16 protein-coding genes are annotated in these 13,891 nt (G+C 58.8%); 4 read left to right on the forward strand and 12 right to left on the reverse strand.

Annotated features, from left to right (window positions below; all coding sequences use genetic code 11):
- Positions 1-213 precede the first annotated feature (213 nt).
- Both RDA78_RS06975 and RDA78_RS06980 read left to right on the forward strand, forming a co-directional pair.
- Positions 214-771: an HNH endonuclease gene (locus RDA78_RS06975; RefSeq protein WP_434054609.1), complete on the forward strand. Its 558-nt coding sequence runs from the start codon at positions 214-216 to the stop codon at positions 769-771.
- Positions 772-937: 166 nt separating this feature from the next.
- Positions 938-2,287, forward strand: a complete 1,350-nt coding sequence (locus RDA78_RS06980; protein WP_434054610.1) for a pilus assembly protein TadG-related protein — start codon at positions 938-940, stop codon at positions 2,285-2,287.
- Positions 2,288-2,355: 68 nt separating this feature from the next.
- Here the strand turns inward: RDA78_RS06980 and acs are convergent, their stop codons facing one another.
- From acs to RDA78_RS07040, 12 genes are all read right to left on the reverse strand, one after another.
- The gene (gene acs / locus RDA78_RS06985) at positions 2,356-4,293 is read right to left on the reverse strand and encodes an acetate--CoA ligase (protein WP_434054611.1); all 1,938 of its coding nucleotides are present in this window, start codon (positions 4,291-4,293) and stop codon (positions 2,356-2,358) included.
- Positions 4,294-4,519: 226 nt separating this feature from the next.
- Positions 4,520-4,921, reverse strand: a complete 402-nt coding sequence (locus RDA78_RS06990) for a DUF1761 domain-containing protein (RefSeq protein WP_434054612.1) — start codon at positions 4,919-4,921, stop codon at positions 4,520-4,522.
- An 87-nt stretch (positions 4,922-5,008) separates the two neighbouring features.
- Positions 5,009-5,635, reverse strand: coding sequence for an urease accessory protein UreG (ureG, locus tag RDA78_RS06995; protein ID WP_434054613.1), 627 nt, complete (start codon positions 5,633-5,635; stop codon positions 5,009-5,011).
- The gene (locus RDA78_RS07000; protein ID WP_434054614.1) at positions 5,632-6,342 is read right to left on the reverse strand and encodes an urease accessory protein UreF; all 711 of its coding nucleotides are present in this window, start codon (positions 6,340-6,342) and stop codon (positions 5,632-5,634) included. Before RDA78_RS07000 ends, ureG begins: the two co-directional genes overlap by 4 nt.
- Positions 6,335-6,832, reverse strand: coding sequence for an urease accessory protein UreE (locus RDA78_RS07005; protein WP_434054615.1), 498 nt, complete (start codon positions 6,830-6,832; stop codon positions 6,335-6,337). The genes RDA78_RS07000 and RDA78_RS07005 overlap by 8 nt, the downstream gene beginning before the upstream one ends.
- Positions 6,832-7,434, reverse strand: coding sequence for a glutathione S-transferase family protein (locus RDA78_RS07010; RefSeq protein ID WP_434054616.1), 603 nt, complete (start codon positions 7,432-7,434; stop codon positions 6,832-6,834). Before RDA78_RS07010 ends, RDA78_RS07005 begins: the two co-directional genes overlap by 1 nt.
- Positions 7,435-7,466: 32 nt before the next feature.
- Positions 7,467-9,179: an urease subunit alpha gene (gene ureC / locus RDA78_RS07015; RefSeq protein ID WP_434054617.1), complete on the reverse strand. Its 1,713-nt coding sequence runs from the start codon at positions 9,177-9,179 to the stop codon at positions 7,467-7,469.
- 18 nt (positions 9,180-9,197) lie between these two features.
- Complete coding sequence (locus tag RDA78_RS07020; RefSeq protein ID WP_434054618.1) at positions 9,198-9,602, reverse strand: lysozyme inhibitor LprI family protein; 405 nt, start codon at positions 9,600-9,602, stop codon at positions 9,198-9,200.
- On the reverse strand, positions 9,602-10,027 hold the full coding sequence (locus RDA78_RS07025) for a lysozyme inhibitor LprI family protein (protein WP_434054619.1): 426 nt from the start codon (positions 10,025-10,027) through the stop codon (positions 9,602-9,604). Before RDA78_RS07025 ends, RDA78_RS07020 begins: the two co-directional genes overlap by 1 nt.
- Positions 10,024-10,329 carry an urease subunit beta gene (locus tag RDA78_RS07030; protein ID WP_434054620.1) on the reverse strand — a complete coding sequence of 102 codons (306 nt, stop codon included), beginning with the start codon at positions 10,327-10,329 and terminating at the stop codon, positions 10,024-10,026. The genes RDA78_RS07025 and RDA78_RS07030 overlap by 4 nt, the downstream gene beginning before the upstream one ends.
- Positions 10,330-10,364: 35 nt before the next feature.
- The gene (locus RDA78_RS07035) at positions 10,365-10,667 is read right to left on the reverse strand and encodes an urease subunit gamma (RefSeq protein WP_434054621.1); all 303 of its coding nucleotides are present in this window, start codon (positions 10,665-10,667) and stop codon (positions 10,365-10,367) included.
- A gap of 15 nt (positions 10,668-10,682) precedes the next feature.
- A complete protein-coding gene (locus RDA78_RS07040; protein ID WP_434054622.1) occupies positions 10,683-11,537 on the reverse strand; it encodes an urease accessory protein UreD in 855 nt (284 codons plus the stop codon).
- Positions 11,538-11,908: 371 nt separating this feature from the next.
- Here RDA78_RS07040 and RDA78_RS07045 point away from each other — a divergent pair, with 371 nt between their 5' ends.
- Positions 11,909-13,303: a D-alanyl-D-alanine carboxypeptidase family protein gene (locus RDA78_RS07045; RefSeq protein ID WP_434054623.1), complete on the forward strand. Its 1,395-nt coding sequence runs from the start codon at positions 11,909-11,911 to the stop codon at positions 13,301-13,303.
- A gap of 185 nt (positions 13,304-13,488) precedes the next feature.
- Entirely contained in the window at positions 13,489-13,803 is a 315-nt protein-coding gene (locus RDA78_RS07050) for a hypothetical protein (protein WP_434054624.1), read from the forward strand.
- Positions 13,804-13,891 lie beyond the last annotated feature (88 nt).

Here is a 13,891-nt window from a genome sequence, read left to right on the forward strand (position 1 = left end):
TGCAGGGACTTTCAAGATTTATGTAACGGATTCATAGTTTTAAGAAATACACCGTCCCTGAATAGACCTTTAGGCAACAGCCTCCAGAAATGAATTTGACGGGCTTCACAAGACTGTCACCTCGGCACTACAATACTCCCATCACAAAAGGACATTTTCCGCTGTCCGATTGACCGGACACCGGAAGATCTGAGCAGGTGTGAGGAGCGGAAGGTGACGATAGCGGTTTCGCCGGGAGCCCATCCGGCGTTGGTGCTCAATGCGGATTACCGGCCTTTGAGTTACTACCCCTTGTCTTTGTGGTCGTGGCAGGACACGATCAAGGCGGTCTTTCTCGACCGGGTGAACATTGTTGCCGAATATGATGCAGCGGTCCGAAGTCCGAGCTTCGAGTTCCGATTGCCGAGCGTCGTCTCCCTCAAAACCTTTGTGAAACCCAGCCGATATCCCGCCTTTACCCGCTTCAACGTTTTCCTTCGTGACAAATTTCAATGCCAGTATTGCGGCTCCAAGGACGAGCTTACATTCGACCACCTCATTCCGAGATCAAAAGGCGGCCTGACCACGTGGGAAAACGTGATCACTGCCTGTTCTCCGTGTAATCTGCGCAAGTCGAACAAATCCTGTGCGCAGCTCAACATGTGGCCGATGCACATGCCGTTCCAGCCGACGATCCAGGACCTTCACAATAACGGCCGCGGTTTTCCGCCAAACTATCTTCACGAAAGCTGGATGGACTTTCTGTATTGGGATACCGAGCTGGAACCCTAACATACGCAGAGTTTGCGCTGTTTGCGCTTGTTTTCGATCCGGCGTGTTCTTGATTGGTTGCATTTTGCCGATCGAATTAAGAGATCTTTTACTTCTTTTCGAAGGTTCATTTAAGAATTTAGGTACTTTTCTGTAATAACTGTCTCAAGAGAGCTGTGAGGCAGTCATGAGCAAGCAACAATTTCCGTACTTTTACAATTTGATCCGGCGCTTTCGCAAAGACCGGGACGGCGCGATTATTCCGCTTTTCGGAATCATGATCATCATTATCGTTGTGATGGCCGGCGCTGCGGTGGATGTGTCCAGGGTCGTGAATGCCCGCGAGAAACTCTCCTACGCACTTGATGCGGCGGCACTTGCCGCGGCGACCGATCTTTCGACACAGGAGATGACGAACGACCAGATCAAGGATGTCATCACGGATTCGTTCAACGCCAACCTTGCTGACGCAGAGTTTCTTGAAGAGGCGATCGAGAATCTCTCCTTCACGGTGGACGCTGACAATGGCCTGATCACCGTCAGTTCGGCGGCCACGATGGACAACCTGTTTATCGATTTCGGCGGATATGGTCAGACCGCGTTCGGTCCGGAGACCTTCACCTTCGGCACAAACTCGCAGGTTACCTACTCGCGCTTCGATGTCGAGATGGCGATGGTTGTCGACGTGACCGGCTCGATGGGCTGGGCCCTCAACGACCTGAAAGACGCGGCCGAGTCGGTCGTCAATATCCTCATCCCTGCTGACGGTGAGGAAAGCAAGGTCAAGATCTCGCTCGTTCCCTACAGCGTGGGCGTGAACATGGACAGCTACGCGTCGGCCGCGACCGGTGGCATCAGCACCAGGTGCGTCACCGAACGTGACGGCGATGAGAAATACACCGACGCCAGCTATACGGTTGAGCCGGCCGGTGACGGATCGGGCACGCGGCGCAGCCAGGATTGCTCGGATTCGGTCCTCGAGCCGCTGACCGACAACCGGGATACCCTGCTGACCGCGATCGAGAATCTGGAAACCGAAGGTTATACGGCTGCACAGACAGGCATCGGTATCGGCTGGTATACGCTGTCGCCCAATTGGAAAGACCTTTGGCCGACCGAATCAGAGCCCTCCGCATATTCGAACAGTGAAGTGCTGAAGTTCGCGCTCATCATGACGGACGGTGCCTTCAACACCTATTACGACAAGCACACCCTCACCTACTCGGAGTGCGACGATTTCAACAGGTACTACGGTCCGTGCTACAGCGGAACGAATGACTACTGGATTGAAAAAGCCGGGAGCGGTTATTCCGGTCAGCCTTCGCAGCGCGCGCTCCGGCTATGTTCGGCAATGAAGGACGCCGGGATCACGATCTACACGGTTTACTTCGGTACGGCGACGTCCTCGAGCCAGGCGCGGGTCATGGAAGAATGCGCGGATGAGGGCAAGTACTATGTCGCGACATCTTCAGATGACCTGATCGCGGCCTTCTCGAATATCGCCAAGAAAATCCAGCAGGTCTTCCTGTCGCAGTAACGGGATCGTCTCAATCAAAAAAGCCCGCCTTTCCGGCGGGCTTTTTCTGTTTTCTAGGCCTGGATCGCCTATCCGCGGTTCTGGCGGTTGTCGATCAGATCGTCGACCACGGCCGGATCGGCGAGTGTCGACGTGTCCCCCAGGTTGTCGAAGCTGTCCTCGGCGATCTTTCTGAGGATGCGGCGCATGATCTTGCCCGAGCGCGTCTTCGGCAGGCCGGGCGAGAACTGGATGAGATCAGGCGATGCAATGGGCCCGATCTCCGCACGGACATGCTTGACCAGTTCCTTCTTCAACTCGTCCGTCGGCTCTTCGCCCTCCATCAGCGTGACATAGGCATAGATGCCCTGGCCCTTGATGTCATGCGGGTACCCCACAACGGCGGCCTCGGATACCTGCGGGTGTGCAACCAGCGCACTTTCGACTTCTGCCGTGCCCATCCGGTGTCCGGACACGTTGATCACGTCGTCGACGCGGCCGGTGATCCAGTAGTAGCCGTCTTCGTCTCGGCGGCAGCCGTCACCCGTGAAGTAAAGCCCCTTGTAGGTCGCGAAGTATGTCTGGACGAAGCGTTCATGATCGCCGTAGACCGTGCGCATCTGGCCGGGCCAACTGTCCTTGATCACGAGATTGCCTTCGGTCGCGCCTTCGAGGAACTTGCCTTCCGCATCGACAACGGCAGGCTGTACGCCGAAGAACGGCCGTGTCGCGGAGCCCGGTTTCAGGTCCGTTGCGCCTGGCAGCGGCGTAATCAGGATGCCCCCGGTCTCGGTCTGCCACCAGGTGTCGACGATCGGGCAGCGGCCTTCACCGACAACGTTATAGTACCAGGTCCAGGCTTCCGGGTTGATCGGTTCGCCGACCGAACCGAGCAGCCGCAGGGACTTGCGCGATGTGCTCGTCACGTGTTCGTCGCCCGCGCCCATAAGCGCGCGGATGGCGGTCGGCGCTGTGTAGAAGATGTTGACGTCATGCTTGTCGCAGACTTCCCAGAAGCGGCCCGGTCCCGGATAGGTCGGCACGCCCTCGAACATCAGCGTGGTCGCTCCATTCGCGAGCGGCCCGTAAACAATGTAGCTATGACCGGTGACCCAGCCGACATCGGCGGTACACCAGTAGATATCGCCTTCGTGGTAGTCGAACACATACTCGTGGGTCATGGAGGCGTAGACGAGATATCCGCCTGTGGTGTGCAGCACGCCTTTCGGTTGTCCGGTTGAGCCGGATGTGTACAGGATGAACAGCGGATCTTCCGCATTCATTTCCACCGGATCACACTGATCGGAGACGCGCGCGGCTTCGTCGTGATACCAGACGTCCCGCCCATCCTGCATGCTGATGTCGCCACCGGTGCGTTTGACGACGATAATGGATTTGACCGGCTCCTTTTCCGCTGCCTTGTCGACATTTGCCTTCAGCGGCACCTTGCGGCCGCCGCGCAGGCCTTCATCGGCGGTGATGACGCACTCGGACTTACAGCCTTCGATACGCTGGGCGAGACTGTCGGGTGAGAACCCGCCGAAAACGATGGAGTGGATCGCACCGATGCGGGCGCAGGCGAGCATCGCATAAGCGGCTTCCGGGATCATCGGGAGATAAATCGTGACCCGGTCACCTTTCTTGACGCCCTGGCCGTGCAGGACGTTGGCGAACCTGTTCACTTCCCTGGAAAGTTCGTTGTAGGTGATGACCTTGTGTTCGCTCGGGTCGTCCCCTTCCCAGATGATCGCCGGCTGGTCGCCACGCTTTTCCAGATGGCGGTCAACGCAGTTGGCCGCCACGTTGAGCGTGCCGTCTTCGAACCATTTGATCGAAACATTGTGGTAGTCGTAGGAGGTATTCTTGACCTTGGTATAGGGCTTTATCCAGTCAACCCGCTTGCCGTGTTCACCCCAGAACCCGTCGGGGTCTTCCACGGAGCGCTGGTACATCTCCAGGTATTTCGCGTTGTCGACATGCGCCCGTGCGGCCACCTCCGCCGGAACGGGGAAAACAGAGTCTGACATATGAGAACCTCCCGAAACAATATGAACCGGCGCGGGCACGCAACATCCTCCCCGCCACCAGTTTGTTTGCCGGGGCCATTATGCTGATCGCCTCCATAGGCGTCCAGAACCAAACCTTAGTCCTTTAGTCGCCGAGTCCTTGGTCTAATGCGTTCTAATACGTAGTGATTTAGGCGTAAGCCTTGTGTTTGACCCGGACTGCGCCGTGCTCCGCGCAGGTGTGGTTTCAGGAACCGAACCACCCGATCACCGCACCTTGAACAGCCAGAACGCCAAGCCAGTGACCGCCATCGATAAGCGTGAGGCTCCAGGGCTTACCCTGAAAACGGTGATTGATGATCTGTGTCGTCATGACGATGCCAACCCAGATCATCAACGCTGAAATCAGTCCGGCGCGGATCGATGTCTGGCCGGTGTGGTAGATCACACCGGCAAAAACGAAGGCCATCACAAGCTGGCAGACAAAGGTGAGGCTGAGTGTTACCGGATCCGGTCTGATCTGTTCCTCGGACAGGCTGGCTGCCGCCATCCAGGCTTTCCCGAGAACGCCGTACCAGATCGATCCGAAAATGAACGACGCCACCCCGGCAACCGCTACAGCGATGAGATTTATACCGTCAAACATCATCGGTCTGCCCTCCGCATTTTTGAGGATGCAGGGTGAGAGGAAACGGTTGAAAGATCAAGCGGGATCTTGTTCTGCGAGCATCCGGCGTCAGTTGCCCGCCGGCGCAAGGCCGCCTTTTGCAACGATAAAGTCCACGACGCGGTCGAGTCCTTCTCCTGCCTTGGTGTTGGCAAAGATGAAAGGGCGTGCCTTGCGCATCCTTGCCGCATCCCGGTCCATGACATCGAGATCAGCGCCGACATAGGGTGCAAGGTCCGTCTTGTTGATGATGAGCAGATCGGACCTGGTGATGCCCGGGCCGCCTTTTCTGGGTATTTCCTCGCCGGCGGCAACGTCGATCACATAGATGGTGAGATCCGCGAGTTCGGGCGAGAAAGTGGCGGCAAGGTTGTCGCCGCCCGATTCGATCAGGACCAGATCCAGATCCGGAATGGATCGCGTCAGATCATCGACCGCTGCAAGGTTGATCGACGCATCTTCCCTGATGGCCGTGTGCGGACAGCCGCCGGTTTCCACGCCGCGGATCCGGTCGCTGGACAGGGCCTGGGACCGCACCAAGGCCTCGGCGTCTTCACTTGTGTAAATGTCGTTGGTGATGACCGCGATCGAATAGGTGTCGCGCATCGCCTTGCAGAGGCGGTCGGTGAGGGTTGTCTTGCCGGAACCGACAGGGCCGCCGATACCGACGCGCAAGGGTCCGTTTTGGGATGTCATGAGCGAAAGAGCCTCGAATATTGTGTTTCGTGCGCCATGGAGGCGATGTCCGCGTGAAATGCCGAGCTTCCGAGGTCGTCGAGCCCCGCCTGGCGCGCTTCGTCGGAAACGTCGAAAACAACGGCTTCCAGGTTTGCGACGACACGCTGCCCGTCATTCTGGCCGAGGGGAATGGCACGGATCGCAGCGGATACGAGGTTGGCGGCAAACGCCTGAAGAAAAGACGTGATCGCCGCCTGAAGCGGAATACCGTGCGCCGCGCAGACAAGACCGACGCTGACCGGATAGGGCCAGTCGTCCTGGTCGGCGTCGACCAACTCTTGAAAAAGGGAGGCCTGCCCGTTTGCTTCCGGCCTCCAGCTTTTTTGTACTGTGCGAATGAACGCGGTGCCCTGGTCGGCGGTCTCAAGGTGCCGCTCCCTGGAAGGCTGCAACGCAAGACCGAGCTCGCGAAGGTCCCGAACACCGTTCTTGTCCCCTGTCAGGACGCTTCGATGGGTCTCGGCAAGAAGGATTGCGTCGGTGCGCCCTGCCCCGTAACGCAGGACATCCTGCAGCCATCGTTCGAGTTCAGCCCGATCTGTCACAACGCCCTGTTCGATCACCTGCTCCAGCCCGTGGCTGTATGTGAAGGCTCCAACCGGGAAGGCCGGCGAGAGGAACGTCATCAAGCGGTAAAGCGCGCCGGGCGAGATCTGCTCAGTCATGACTGTGCCCGTGATGATGATGATCATGGCTATGCCCATGATCGTGACCATGGGTACGGCCGTGTCCGTAAGCACCGCCTTCCGGATCGAAAGGCGCCTGCAGTGGTGTCAGGCGTCCGCCGAGTTTTGCCACCATGTCCTCGATCACATGATCGCGCCGGATCCTGAGGGTTGCGCCCATCAACTGTGTCGGCAGATGCCGGTTGCCCAGATGCCAGGCGATCCTGACCAGATGCGCCGTATTGTCGGCTTCAATCTCGACAAGGTCTTCCGGCTCCGCGACCACTTCGACAATCCGGCCATCCTCCAGTTCGAGACCATCGGCGTGGCGCAGGTGAACGGCACTCGGTTCGTCCAGCAGAATGGTCAGACCGTTCTCTCCGCTCAGAACGGCCCTTCGCCGGTACCGGTCATCGAGATCGAGCGTGATCCGGTCCGCAGGGTCACCCTGCCAGCTTCCGGCGGGCCGAATTTTCTGAACACGTATCATTATGCTGCGTCGACCTTTGCCTTCATCGCCTTGAAAGCCGGGCGTTCCCGCAGGCGCTTGAAATAGTCGTAGACAGGTCCGTCCTTTGGCAGGTCGAACCTGGCGGCAACCGCCCAGCCGGAACAATGCCCAATGATGATATCGGCGATCGTGAACGCGTCTCCCATGGCAAAGGGGCCGGCGCCGATGCGCTTTTCGAGAATTTCCAGTCCTGCCTGGAACTCCATGTTGCAGACTTTCTTGATCTCGGGAACCCGCATGTCTTCGGGGTGAATGAACGTGTTCTTGGAAGCGGTCCAAAGCGCACCTTCCAGAACGTCAACCGCGAACTGGGTGAAGCTGTCCTGCCGGGCGCGCTCGATGGTGCCCGCAGGAAAGGTGAACCTGCCATGCTTGTCGGCAAGATAGGTGCAGATCGCGACGGAGTCCGTTACCGCGTCTTCGCCGTCGATCAGGATCGGAACCTTGCCGCTCGGATTGAAGCTGCGTGCACCCTCAGACTGCGGCAGGGCGGGATCAATATCATAAGGCTGATCGAGTTCCTCCAGCAGCCACATCACCCGCATGGCGCGCGTGCGCGGAAATCCGACGATCTTGTACATTGCCTTCTCTCAAACGCGTGTTCGTTCAAACCTCAAAAAAGGAAGTAGCGCTGGGCCATCGGCAGAACCTCGGCCGGTTCACAGGTCAACAATTCACCGTTGGCGCGCACTTCATAGGTTTCCGGATGAACCTCGATCTCAGGGGTCGCATCATTCAGAACCATGGATTTCTTGGATATACCGCCGCGGACATTCTTGACCGGCAGCACCAGGCTGTCGAGGCCTGCCTTCTGCTTGACATCCGTGTCATAGGCCGCCTGGGACACGAAGGTCACCCGGCTTTGCGTCATGGCCTTGCCAAAGGCGCCGAACATCGGGCGGTAATGGACCGGTTGCGGCGTCGGGATCGAGGCGTTCGGATCACCCATGGGAGCTGCAGCGATCGTGCCGAGTTTCAGCACCATGTCGGGTTTCACGCCGAAGAATTTCGGATCCCAGAGTACAAGATCCGCCAGCTTGCCGACCTCCACGGAACCGACATGCTGGTCAAGGCCGTGGGCAACCGCCGGATTGATGGTCATCTTTGCCATGTAGCGCTTCACGCGGAAATTGTCGTTTTCGCCGGTTTCTTCTGCCAGACGGCCACGCTGCACCTTCATCTTGTGCGCAGTCTGAAGTGTCCTGATCACGACCTCGCCGACGCGGCCCATGGCCTGACTGTCAGATGCGATTATCGAAAACGCACCCATGTCATGCAGAATGTCCTCCGCCGCGATGGTTTCCTTGCGGATGCGGCTTTCGGCAAAGGCGACATCTTCCGGAATGGAGCTGTCCAGGTGGTGGCACACCATCAGCATGTCCAGATGTTCTTCCAGCGTGTTGACGGTGTAAGGCCTTGTCGGGTTGGTCGAAGACGGCAATACGTTCATCTCGCCGCAGACCTTGATGATGTCCGGCGCGTGCCCACCGCCCGCACCTTCCGTGTGGAAGGCGTGAATGGTGCGGTCCTTGAAGGACGCCGTGGTGTTTTCGACGAAGCCCGATTCGTTCAGCGTGTCGGTGTGGATCATGACCTGGACGTCGTATTCGTCGGCAACCGACAGGCAGGTGTCGATGGCCGCAGGCGTCGTGCCCCAGTCCTCGTGCAGTTTCAGGGCGGAGGCTCCCGCCATGATCTGCTCTTCAAGGGCCGCTGGCAACGAGGCGTTGCCCTTGCCGGCAAAGGCGAGGTTCATCGGAAAGCTGTCGGCCGACTGAAGCATGCGCGTGATGTGCCAGGGTCCGGGCGTGCAGGTCGTCGCATTGGTGCCGGTGGCCGGTCCGGTGCCGCCGCCGAGCATCGTCGTGACCCCGGACATCAGGGCATCGTCGATCTGCTGCGGGCAGATGAAGTGGATATGCACGTCGAGCGCACCGGCAGTCAGGATCTTGCCTTCGCCTGCAATGGCTTCGGTCCCGGGTCCGACAATGATGTCGACGCCGGGCTGAACATCCGGGTTGCCCGCCTTGCCTATGCCGACGATGCGTCCGTCCTTCAGGCCGACATCCGCCTTCACGATGCCCCAATGATCGACGATCAGGGCGTTGGTGATAACGGTGTCGACAGCACCTGCCGAACGGGGCGCCTGCGACTGGCCCATGCCGTCCCGGATCACTTTGCCGCCGCCGAATTTCACTTCCTCGCCATAGGTGGTGAAATCCTTTTCGACCTCGATGATCAACTCGGTATCGGCAAGACGCATCCGGTCGCCGGTCGTTGGTCCGAACATGTCCGCATAGGCGGCGCGTGGCATTTTGTAGGCCATGTTAGCTCCTGTCGGCGATCAGTTGCCGTAATCTTCGAGTGTTGCGGTCAGATCATCAATGCGCTGCATCGTCATGATGATCATGCAGTTCCGGTAAAGTTCGTTGCCGCGCGTCCCGCCCTTGAAGGGAAAACCGTAGGCATTGCAATCAAGCTCTCGAAAAGAGACCCAGGCGGCCTGAGCCTCTTCCAGCGCTGCAGGCGCACCTTTGAGATGTTCGGGCAGGCTTTCATCCATCTGGACGACCCTGGCGAGGAGATCCCGGTAGACGGTTTCCAGGTCGGTGTTGGCTTCGCTCAGCGCTTTTTCCGCGCAGTAGGTGCGCTCATTGTTGTTGAGCGGATATCCGCAATCGATGTTTTCCTGCGCAAATGCACCAAGGCTCATGCAGGCGTAGAGACTGGCGGCAAGCAGTGGGCGCATCAGTTCCCGAGGCCTCCCGCAAGTTCTTCAAGTTCGCCCACACGGGCGCGGGTCAGATCGGCCCGGCAGCTGTAGATCAACTGCGGCTCCAGCGTGCCGCCGCGGGCGAGGTAACCGTAGGCGGCACAGGCCTTGTCGCGATAGGGAATCCAGGCGCGCTGAGCGTCGCGCAAAGCGTCTGCCGCCCCCTTGAGATTGTCGGGCAGGTAGCCATCCGTTTCGCGCATTTTTGCCATGGCGATCCCGTAGACCGTGTTCAGCGCCGCGTCGGCCTCCATCCAGTCCTGCTCAGCGCAATAGGTCATTTCCATCTGGCTTACCGGATTGCTGCAGTCGATACCGCTCTGTGCCTGGACCGCCGAGCCGTTCAGAATGGCAAATGCCGCCACGGCAAGGACATGGCATGCTTTGGCCGCGACGCTCATAGGGGGCCCATGACCTTCTGATTGAAACCGTAGACGGTTCGATTGCCGCGATAAGGTACGAGCGTCACGGACCTTGTCTGCCCGGGTTCGAAACGAACAGCGGTTCCGGCGGGAATATCCAGGCGCATGCCCTTCGCCTTTTCGCGATCGAAGGAAAGGCCGGAATTGGTTTCGGCGAAATGATAATGGCTGCCAACCTGAACAGGCCTGTCCCCGGTGTTGGAGACATCGATTTCCACGGTTTGAAGACCGGCGTTCAGTTCTATTTCGCCTTCGGCGGGAAAGATCTCACCCGGGATCATTTGAATACTCCTGACATCTTGGAGAACAGAAAGGTTCAGCGAATCGGCTCGTGGACCGTGACAAGTTTCGTTCCGTCGGGAAATGTCGCTTCCACCTGAACGTCGTGAATCATCTCCGCCACGCCTTCCATTACCTGGTCGCGGGAGATGACCGTTGCGCCGGCAGCCATGAGATCGGCCACCGAGCGTCCGTCTCTTGCGCCCTCCACAACGAAATCCGTTATCAGGGCGACGGCTTCGGGATGATTGAGCTTTACCCCGCGCTCAAGTCTGCGGCGGGCGACCATCGCGGCCATTGAAATGAGCAGTTTGTCCTTCTCACGGGGAGTAAGGTTCACGGCAGATCCTCCAAACTAGCAATACCAGACGCGCGGCAAGTCTGCCGCGCGGTATCCGGTCAAAAACGAAATGAGCGCGTTGCGTAAGTCGCGGCTATCATTGGACACAAAACGCACCGTCAGCAAGCCATTCCAGGCACTCGCCGCACCGTGGGTCGATACCGCAGGCATGCCTTCCAGGCACGACCTTGCATGCGGCAGGCGTTCTTCGGCGTCGACTGCGCAATCCACGAAGGTGGATACGACATGGCCTCCGCGCGCCGTTGCCGGACCGCTGAGGAAATCAGCAGGATTGCCGTCGCAACGGATGTCGTCGGCAAACAGGAGCTTGTTGTTGCGCCGGATCCGCCAGCGGTCCCTGAAACTTACCGACCTGACCGTCTCGCCCATGGCCGTCCGGCCGACCACGATCGTCTCCAGCATCATCAGCCGTGCATCCGCTTCAAGATCGGCACTGAGCACACGCGTCAGTCCCGAGCTGTCAAAGAGGATTGTCTCCTGTGGAAGCCACTCCAAAGCTGCACCCGCTCCGACCCTCAAAGAGGCTGTCACTTTTGCCGAGCCGGTGTTGCTGCGGTAGGTGCGTTCGGCTGTCTGGCTGGTCACAATCGCGTGTGCGCCTTCATCAATCGCAATATCGTAGGAAAGTCTGTCGCCTCCGGTGAGGCCGCCGGCGGTGTTGATCAGAACAGCTGTGGCAGTGGCGTCATAGACCTTCGGCAACCTGATCTTGGCTGATCCCTTCTGATAGAGGTCGGCCAGTCTCGTGCGTCCCCCGACGTTCGCGAAGCGGATGCGCGCTGTGCCGGAAACTCGCTGAAGAGTTTCGTTTTGCAGGCCCGAATCTGATGCCATTGCAGCATCATACATGCGATCTCCGCCCCTGAATTGTGCCGGTCTGGTTCTTGCCGGCGCATTTCTTCCGAATTCTGTCCGGGCAGATCTTCAAGGATTCCCGGTTACGGTTTCGAGCATATTAGCAAGGGCCGGGCCAAAAAAGTGCAATTCGGTCAGAGGGCCGGAATCCGGGAGCGAACCCGGTCACCAACCGGCGGCAAGGCGACAGTCCCTTGTCTTTCTGCTCAAAAAATAGGCGGTTGCACAAGGTACAATCAGGCGATGAATCCGACTGGGGGGTTGCCCTGCGCGATATGATCCGGTTTTTAATAGAAACGGCAAGACGGCAAACAGTCTTTAACCAGTGTGCGCTCATATAGCGGTGTGACCAGCGAGGGATACACGTGTTCTCAAGCCCAATTGGCCGCCTGACAGTCTTTTTACTGGCCTTTTTCATCGGTGCCGCCGCCTTGGACGGCAGGCCGGCGCGCGCCGATATCGGCGCGTTTATTCTTGTCGATGCCAAGACTGGCAAGGTGCTGGAAGAAAAGAACGCCACCCGCAAGTGGTACCCGGCCTCGCTGACAAAGATGATGACCGCCTATGTCACCTTCAAGGCAATCAGGGAAGGCCGCGCGACGCTGAATTCGGCCGTGGTGCAGTCGAAGAACTCCTTGTCCGAACCGCCGAGCAAAATGGGTTTCAAGGTGGGCACGCGATTCACCGTCGACACCGCATTGAAGATTATCCTGGTCAAGTCGGCCAATGATGTCGCCGTCGCTCTTGGCGAAGCGGTTTCCGGGTCGGAATCAGCCTTTCTGGCTGACATGAATGCGGAAGCCCGGCGGTTGGGAATGACGAACACCCGGTTCACCAACCCGCATGGCCTGCCGGACAACGGGCAGGTGACGACCGCCCGGGACATGGCCATCCTGGCCATCGCCTTGCGCCGTGACTTTCCGGAATCGAAAAAGTTCTACAATCATCCGGGTCTGCGCTTCGGCAAGAAGACGCTTCGTTCCGCGAACCGTGAGTTCCTTCTGCGCGTTCCGGGCGCAAACGGCATGAAGACCGGCTATATCTGCAATTCGGGATATAATGTCGCCGCCTCCGTCACGCGCCGCGGCCGCACCCTGATTGCCATTATCCTCGGGGCCGGCTCAGGGCTCGAGAGGACCGCATTTGCGCGTCAGCTGTTCGACAAGGGCTTCAAGAAGCGCGGCGGCGGCGGCAAAAAGGTCGCCAGCTTGACCGGATCTTCCGGAAACCCGCCGGCGAACGGTTACTGCCGGCGCAACCGAAGCCCCGGCTCGAAAGCCTACATGGCCCGTTTCGACATGAAGAACGAGCCTTCAGGCGGTTTTCTGTTCTTCAGAAGCGCAAGCGACAAGCAGTTGAAGCAGGTTGATGAAAGCGGGTTTACGCTCGCAAACGGCAAACCCGACTGGGCGAAGATCCTTGACCGGACGCTTGGGCCGCGCCGGATCGCCTACAAGCCGCTGCAGATCAGTCTCGGAAAGCCGAGCGGAACGCCGAAACCTGCCGCCAACATCGCCGGAACGCAGATACCGGCTGCAGATGTTCCTGTCCCGTCCGCAAATCCCCTGCGCAGGGCCGAAATCGAAATGCGGGCGAAGCTTCAGAATACGGCGCAGGGCAGTGCATCCGGCGGTATTTCACCGGCCGTTTCGGCAAGCGCACAGGGAGCCGAAGAAACCGCGCAGGCCGCACCCGGTTCGATTTTCCGCAAGGGTCTTGATTTCACGGTGCCCGTGCCGGCGCCAAGCCCGCGCAAGTAGACCTGTTTGCAAAGTTCCTGCTGAATCGATCTGTTTTGGACAGTTAACACTTTGTTTACCGTGTTCCTTAACACTGCGGTAAGAAGTCTGTTGCCGGCGCGCATGACAAGGTCAGGACGCCCGGCACCGGATGCGCACTCCGTCAGGCATTGGGATGCCGGTCCTTAAGCAGATCGAGAATTCGCATGATGATTGAACCGAGATCCACAGCAACCATCAGGGCGCTTGCGAGCCTTGCGGAACTTTCCGCAGATCAGCTGGAAGACGGCACATCGGTTGAAGAAGTCATCGTCACCTTGCGAAAAGCAGCGGAGGCGGTGCGGCATGTCATCGATTCGGAAGGCCAGGACGACTCGACTTTTGCGTTTGCGGACGCGGATATTGCCCAGGACCTGACGCCGATGGATCTGGGCGCGGAAGGTGCAGACGACAGCGCCGACACGGAAGATGCCGGGCCGAAGGAAGCTGAATCGGAAGAGACGATTCTCAACGCCGGCTAAGTTACAGTGTTACATTTCCCTTTGACGTCGTTCCGGAAAGGATGCTAGCCGTTCGGCTCGCCCTGTAGACAGGCCTGTCGACGCGAAA

Source organism: Roseibium sp., from assembly GCF_051016195.1.
Taxonomy (GTDB): Bacteria; Pseudomonadota; Alphaproteobacteria; order Rhizobiales; family Stappiaceae; genus Roseibium.

Bases quoted from the DNA above. Each gene is read 5' to 3' on its own strand.
- RDA78_RS07050 (WP_434054624.1), top strand. From the start codon at position 13,489: ATGATGATTGAACCGAGATCCACAGCAACCATCAGGGCGCTTGCGAGC.
- RDA78_RS07000 (WP_434054614.1), bottom strand. From the start codon at position 6,342: ATGACTGAGCAGATCTCGCCCGGCGCGCTTTACCGCTTGATGACGTTC.
- RDA78_RS07030 (WP_434054620.1), bottom strand. From the start codon at position 10,329: ATGATCCCGGGTGAGATCTTTCCCGCCGAAGGCGAAATAGAACTGAAC.
- RDA78_RS07020 (WP_434054618.1), bottom strand. From the start codon at position 9,602: ATGCGCCCACTGCTTGCCGCCAGTCTCTACGCCTGCATGAGCCTTGGT.
- acs (WP_434054611.1), bottom strand. From the start codon at position 4,293: ATGTCAGACTCTGTTTTCCCCGTTCCGGCGGAGGTGGCCGCACGGGCG.
- RDA78_RS07040 (WP_434054622.1), bottom strand. From the start codon at position 11,537: ATGTATGATGCTGCAATGGCATCAGATTCGGGCCTGCAAAACGAAACT.
- RDA78_RS06990 (WP_434054612.1), bottom strand. From the start codon at position 4,921: ATGATGTTTGACGGTATAAATCTCATCGCTGTAGCGGTTGCCGGGGTG.
- RDA78_RS07010 (WP_434054616.1), bottom strand. From the start codon at position 7,434: ATGTACAAGATCGTCGGATTTCCGCGCACGCGCGCCATGCGGGTGATG.
- ureG (WP_434054613.1), bottom strand. From the start codon at position 5,635: ATGACATCCCAAAACGGACCCTTGCGCGTCGGTATCGGCGGCCCTGTC.
- RDA78_RS07025 (WP_434054619.1), bottom strand. From the start codon at position 10,027: ATGAGCGTCGCGGCCAAAGCATGCCATGTCCTTGCCGTGGCGGCATTT.
- ureC (WP_434054617.1), bottom strand. From the start codon at position 9,179: ATGGCCTACAAAATGCCACGCGCCGCCTATGCGGACATGTTCGGACCA.
- RDA78_RS06980 (WP_434054610.1), top strand. From the start codon at position 938: ATGAGCAAGCAACAATTTCCGTACTTTTACAATTTGATCCGGCGCTTT.
- RDA78_RS07005 (WP_434054615.1), bottom strand. From the start codon at position 6,832: ATGATACGTGTTCAGAAAATTCGGCCCGCCGGAAGCTGGCAGGGTGAC.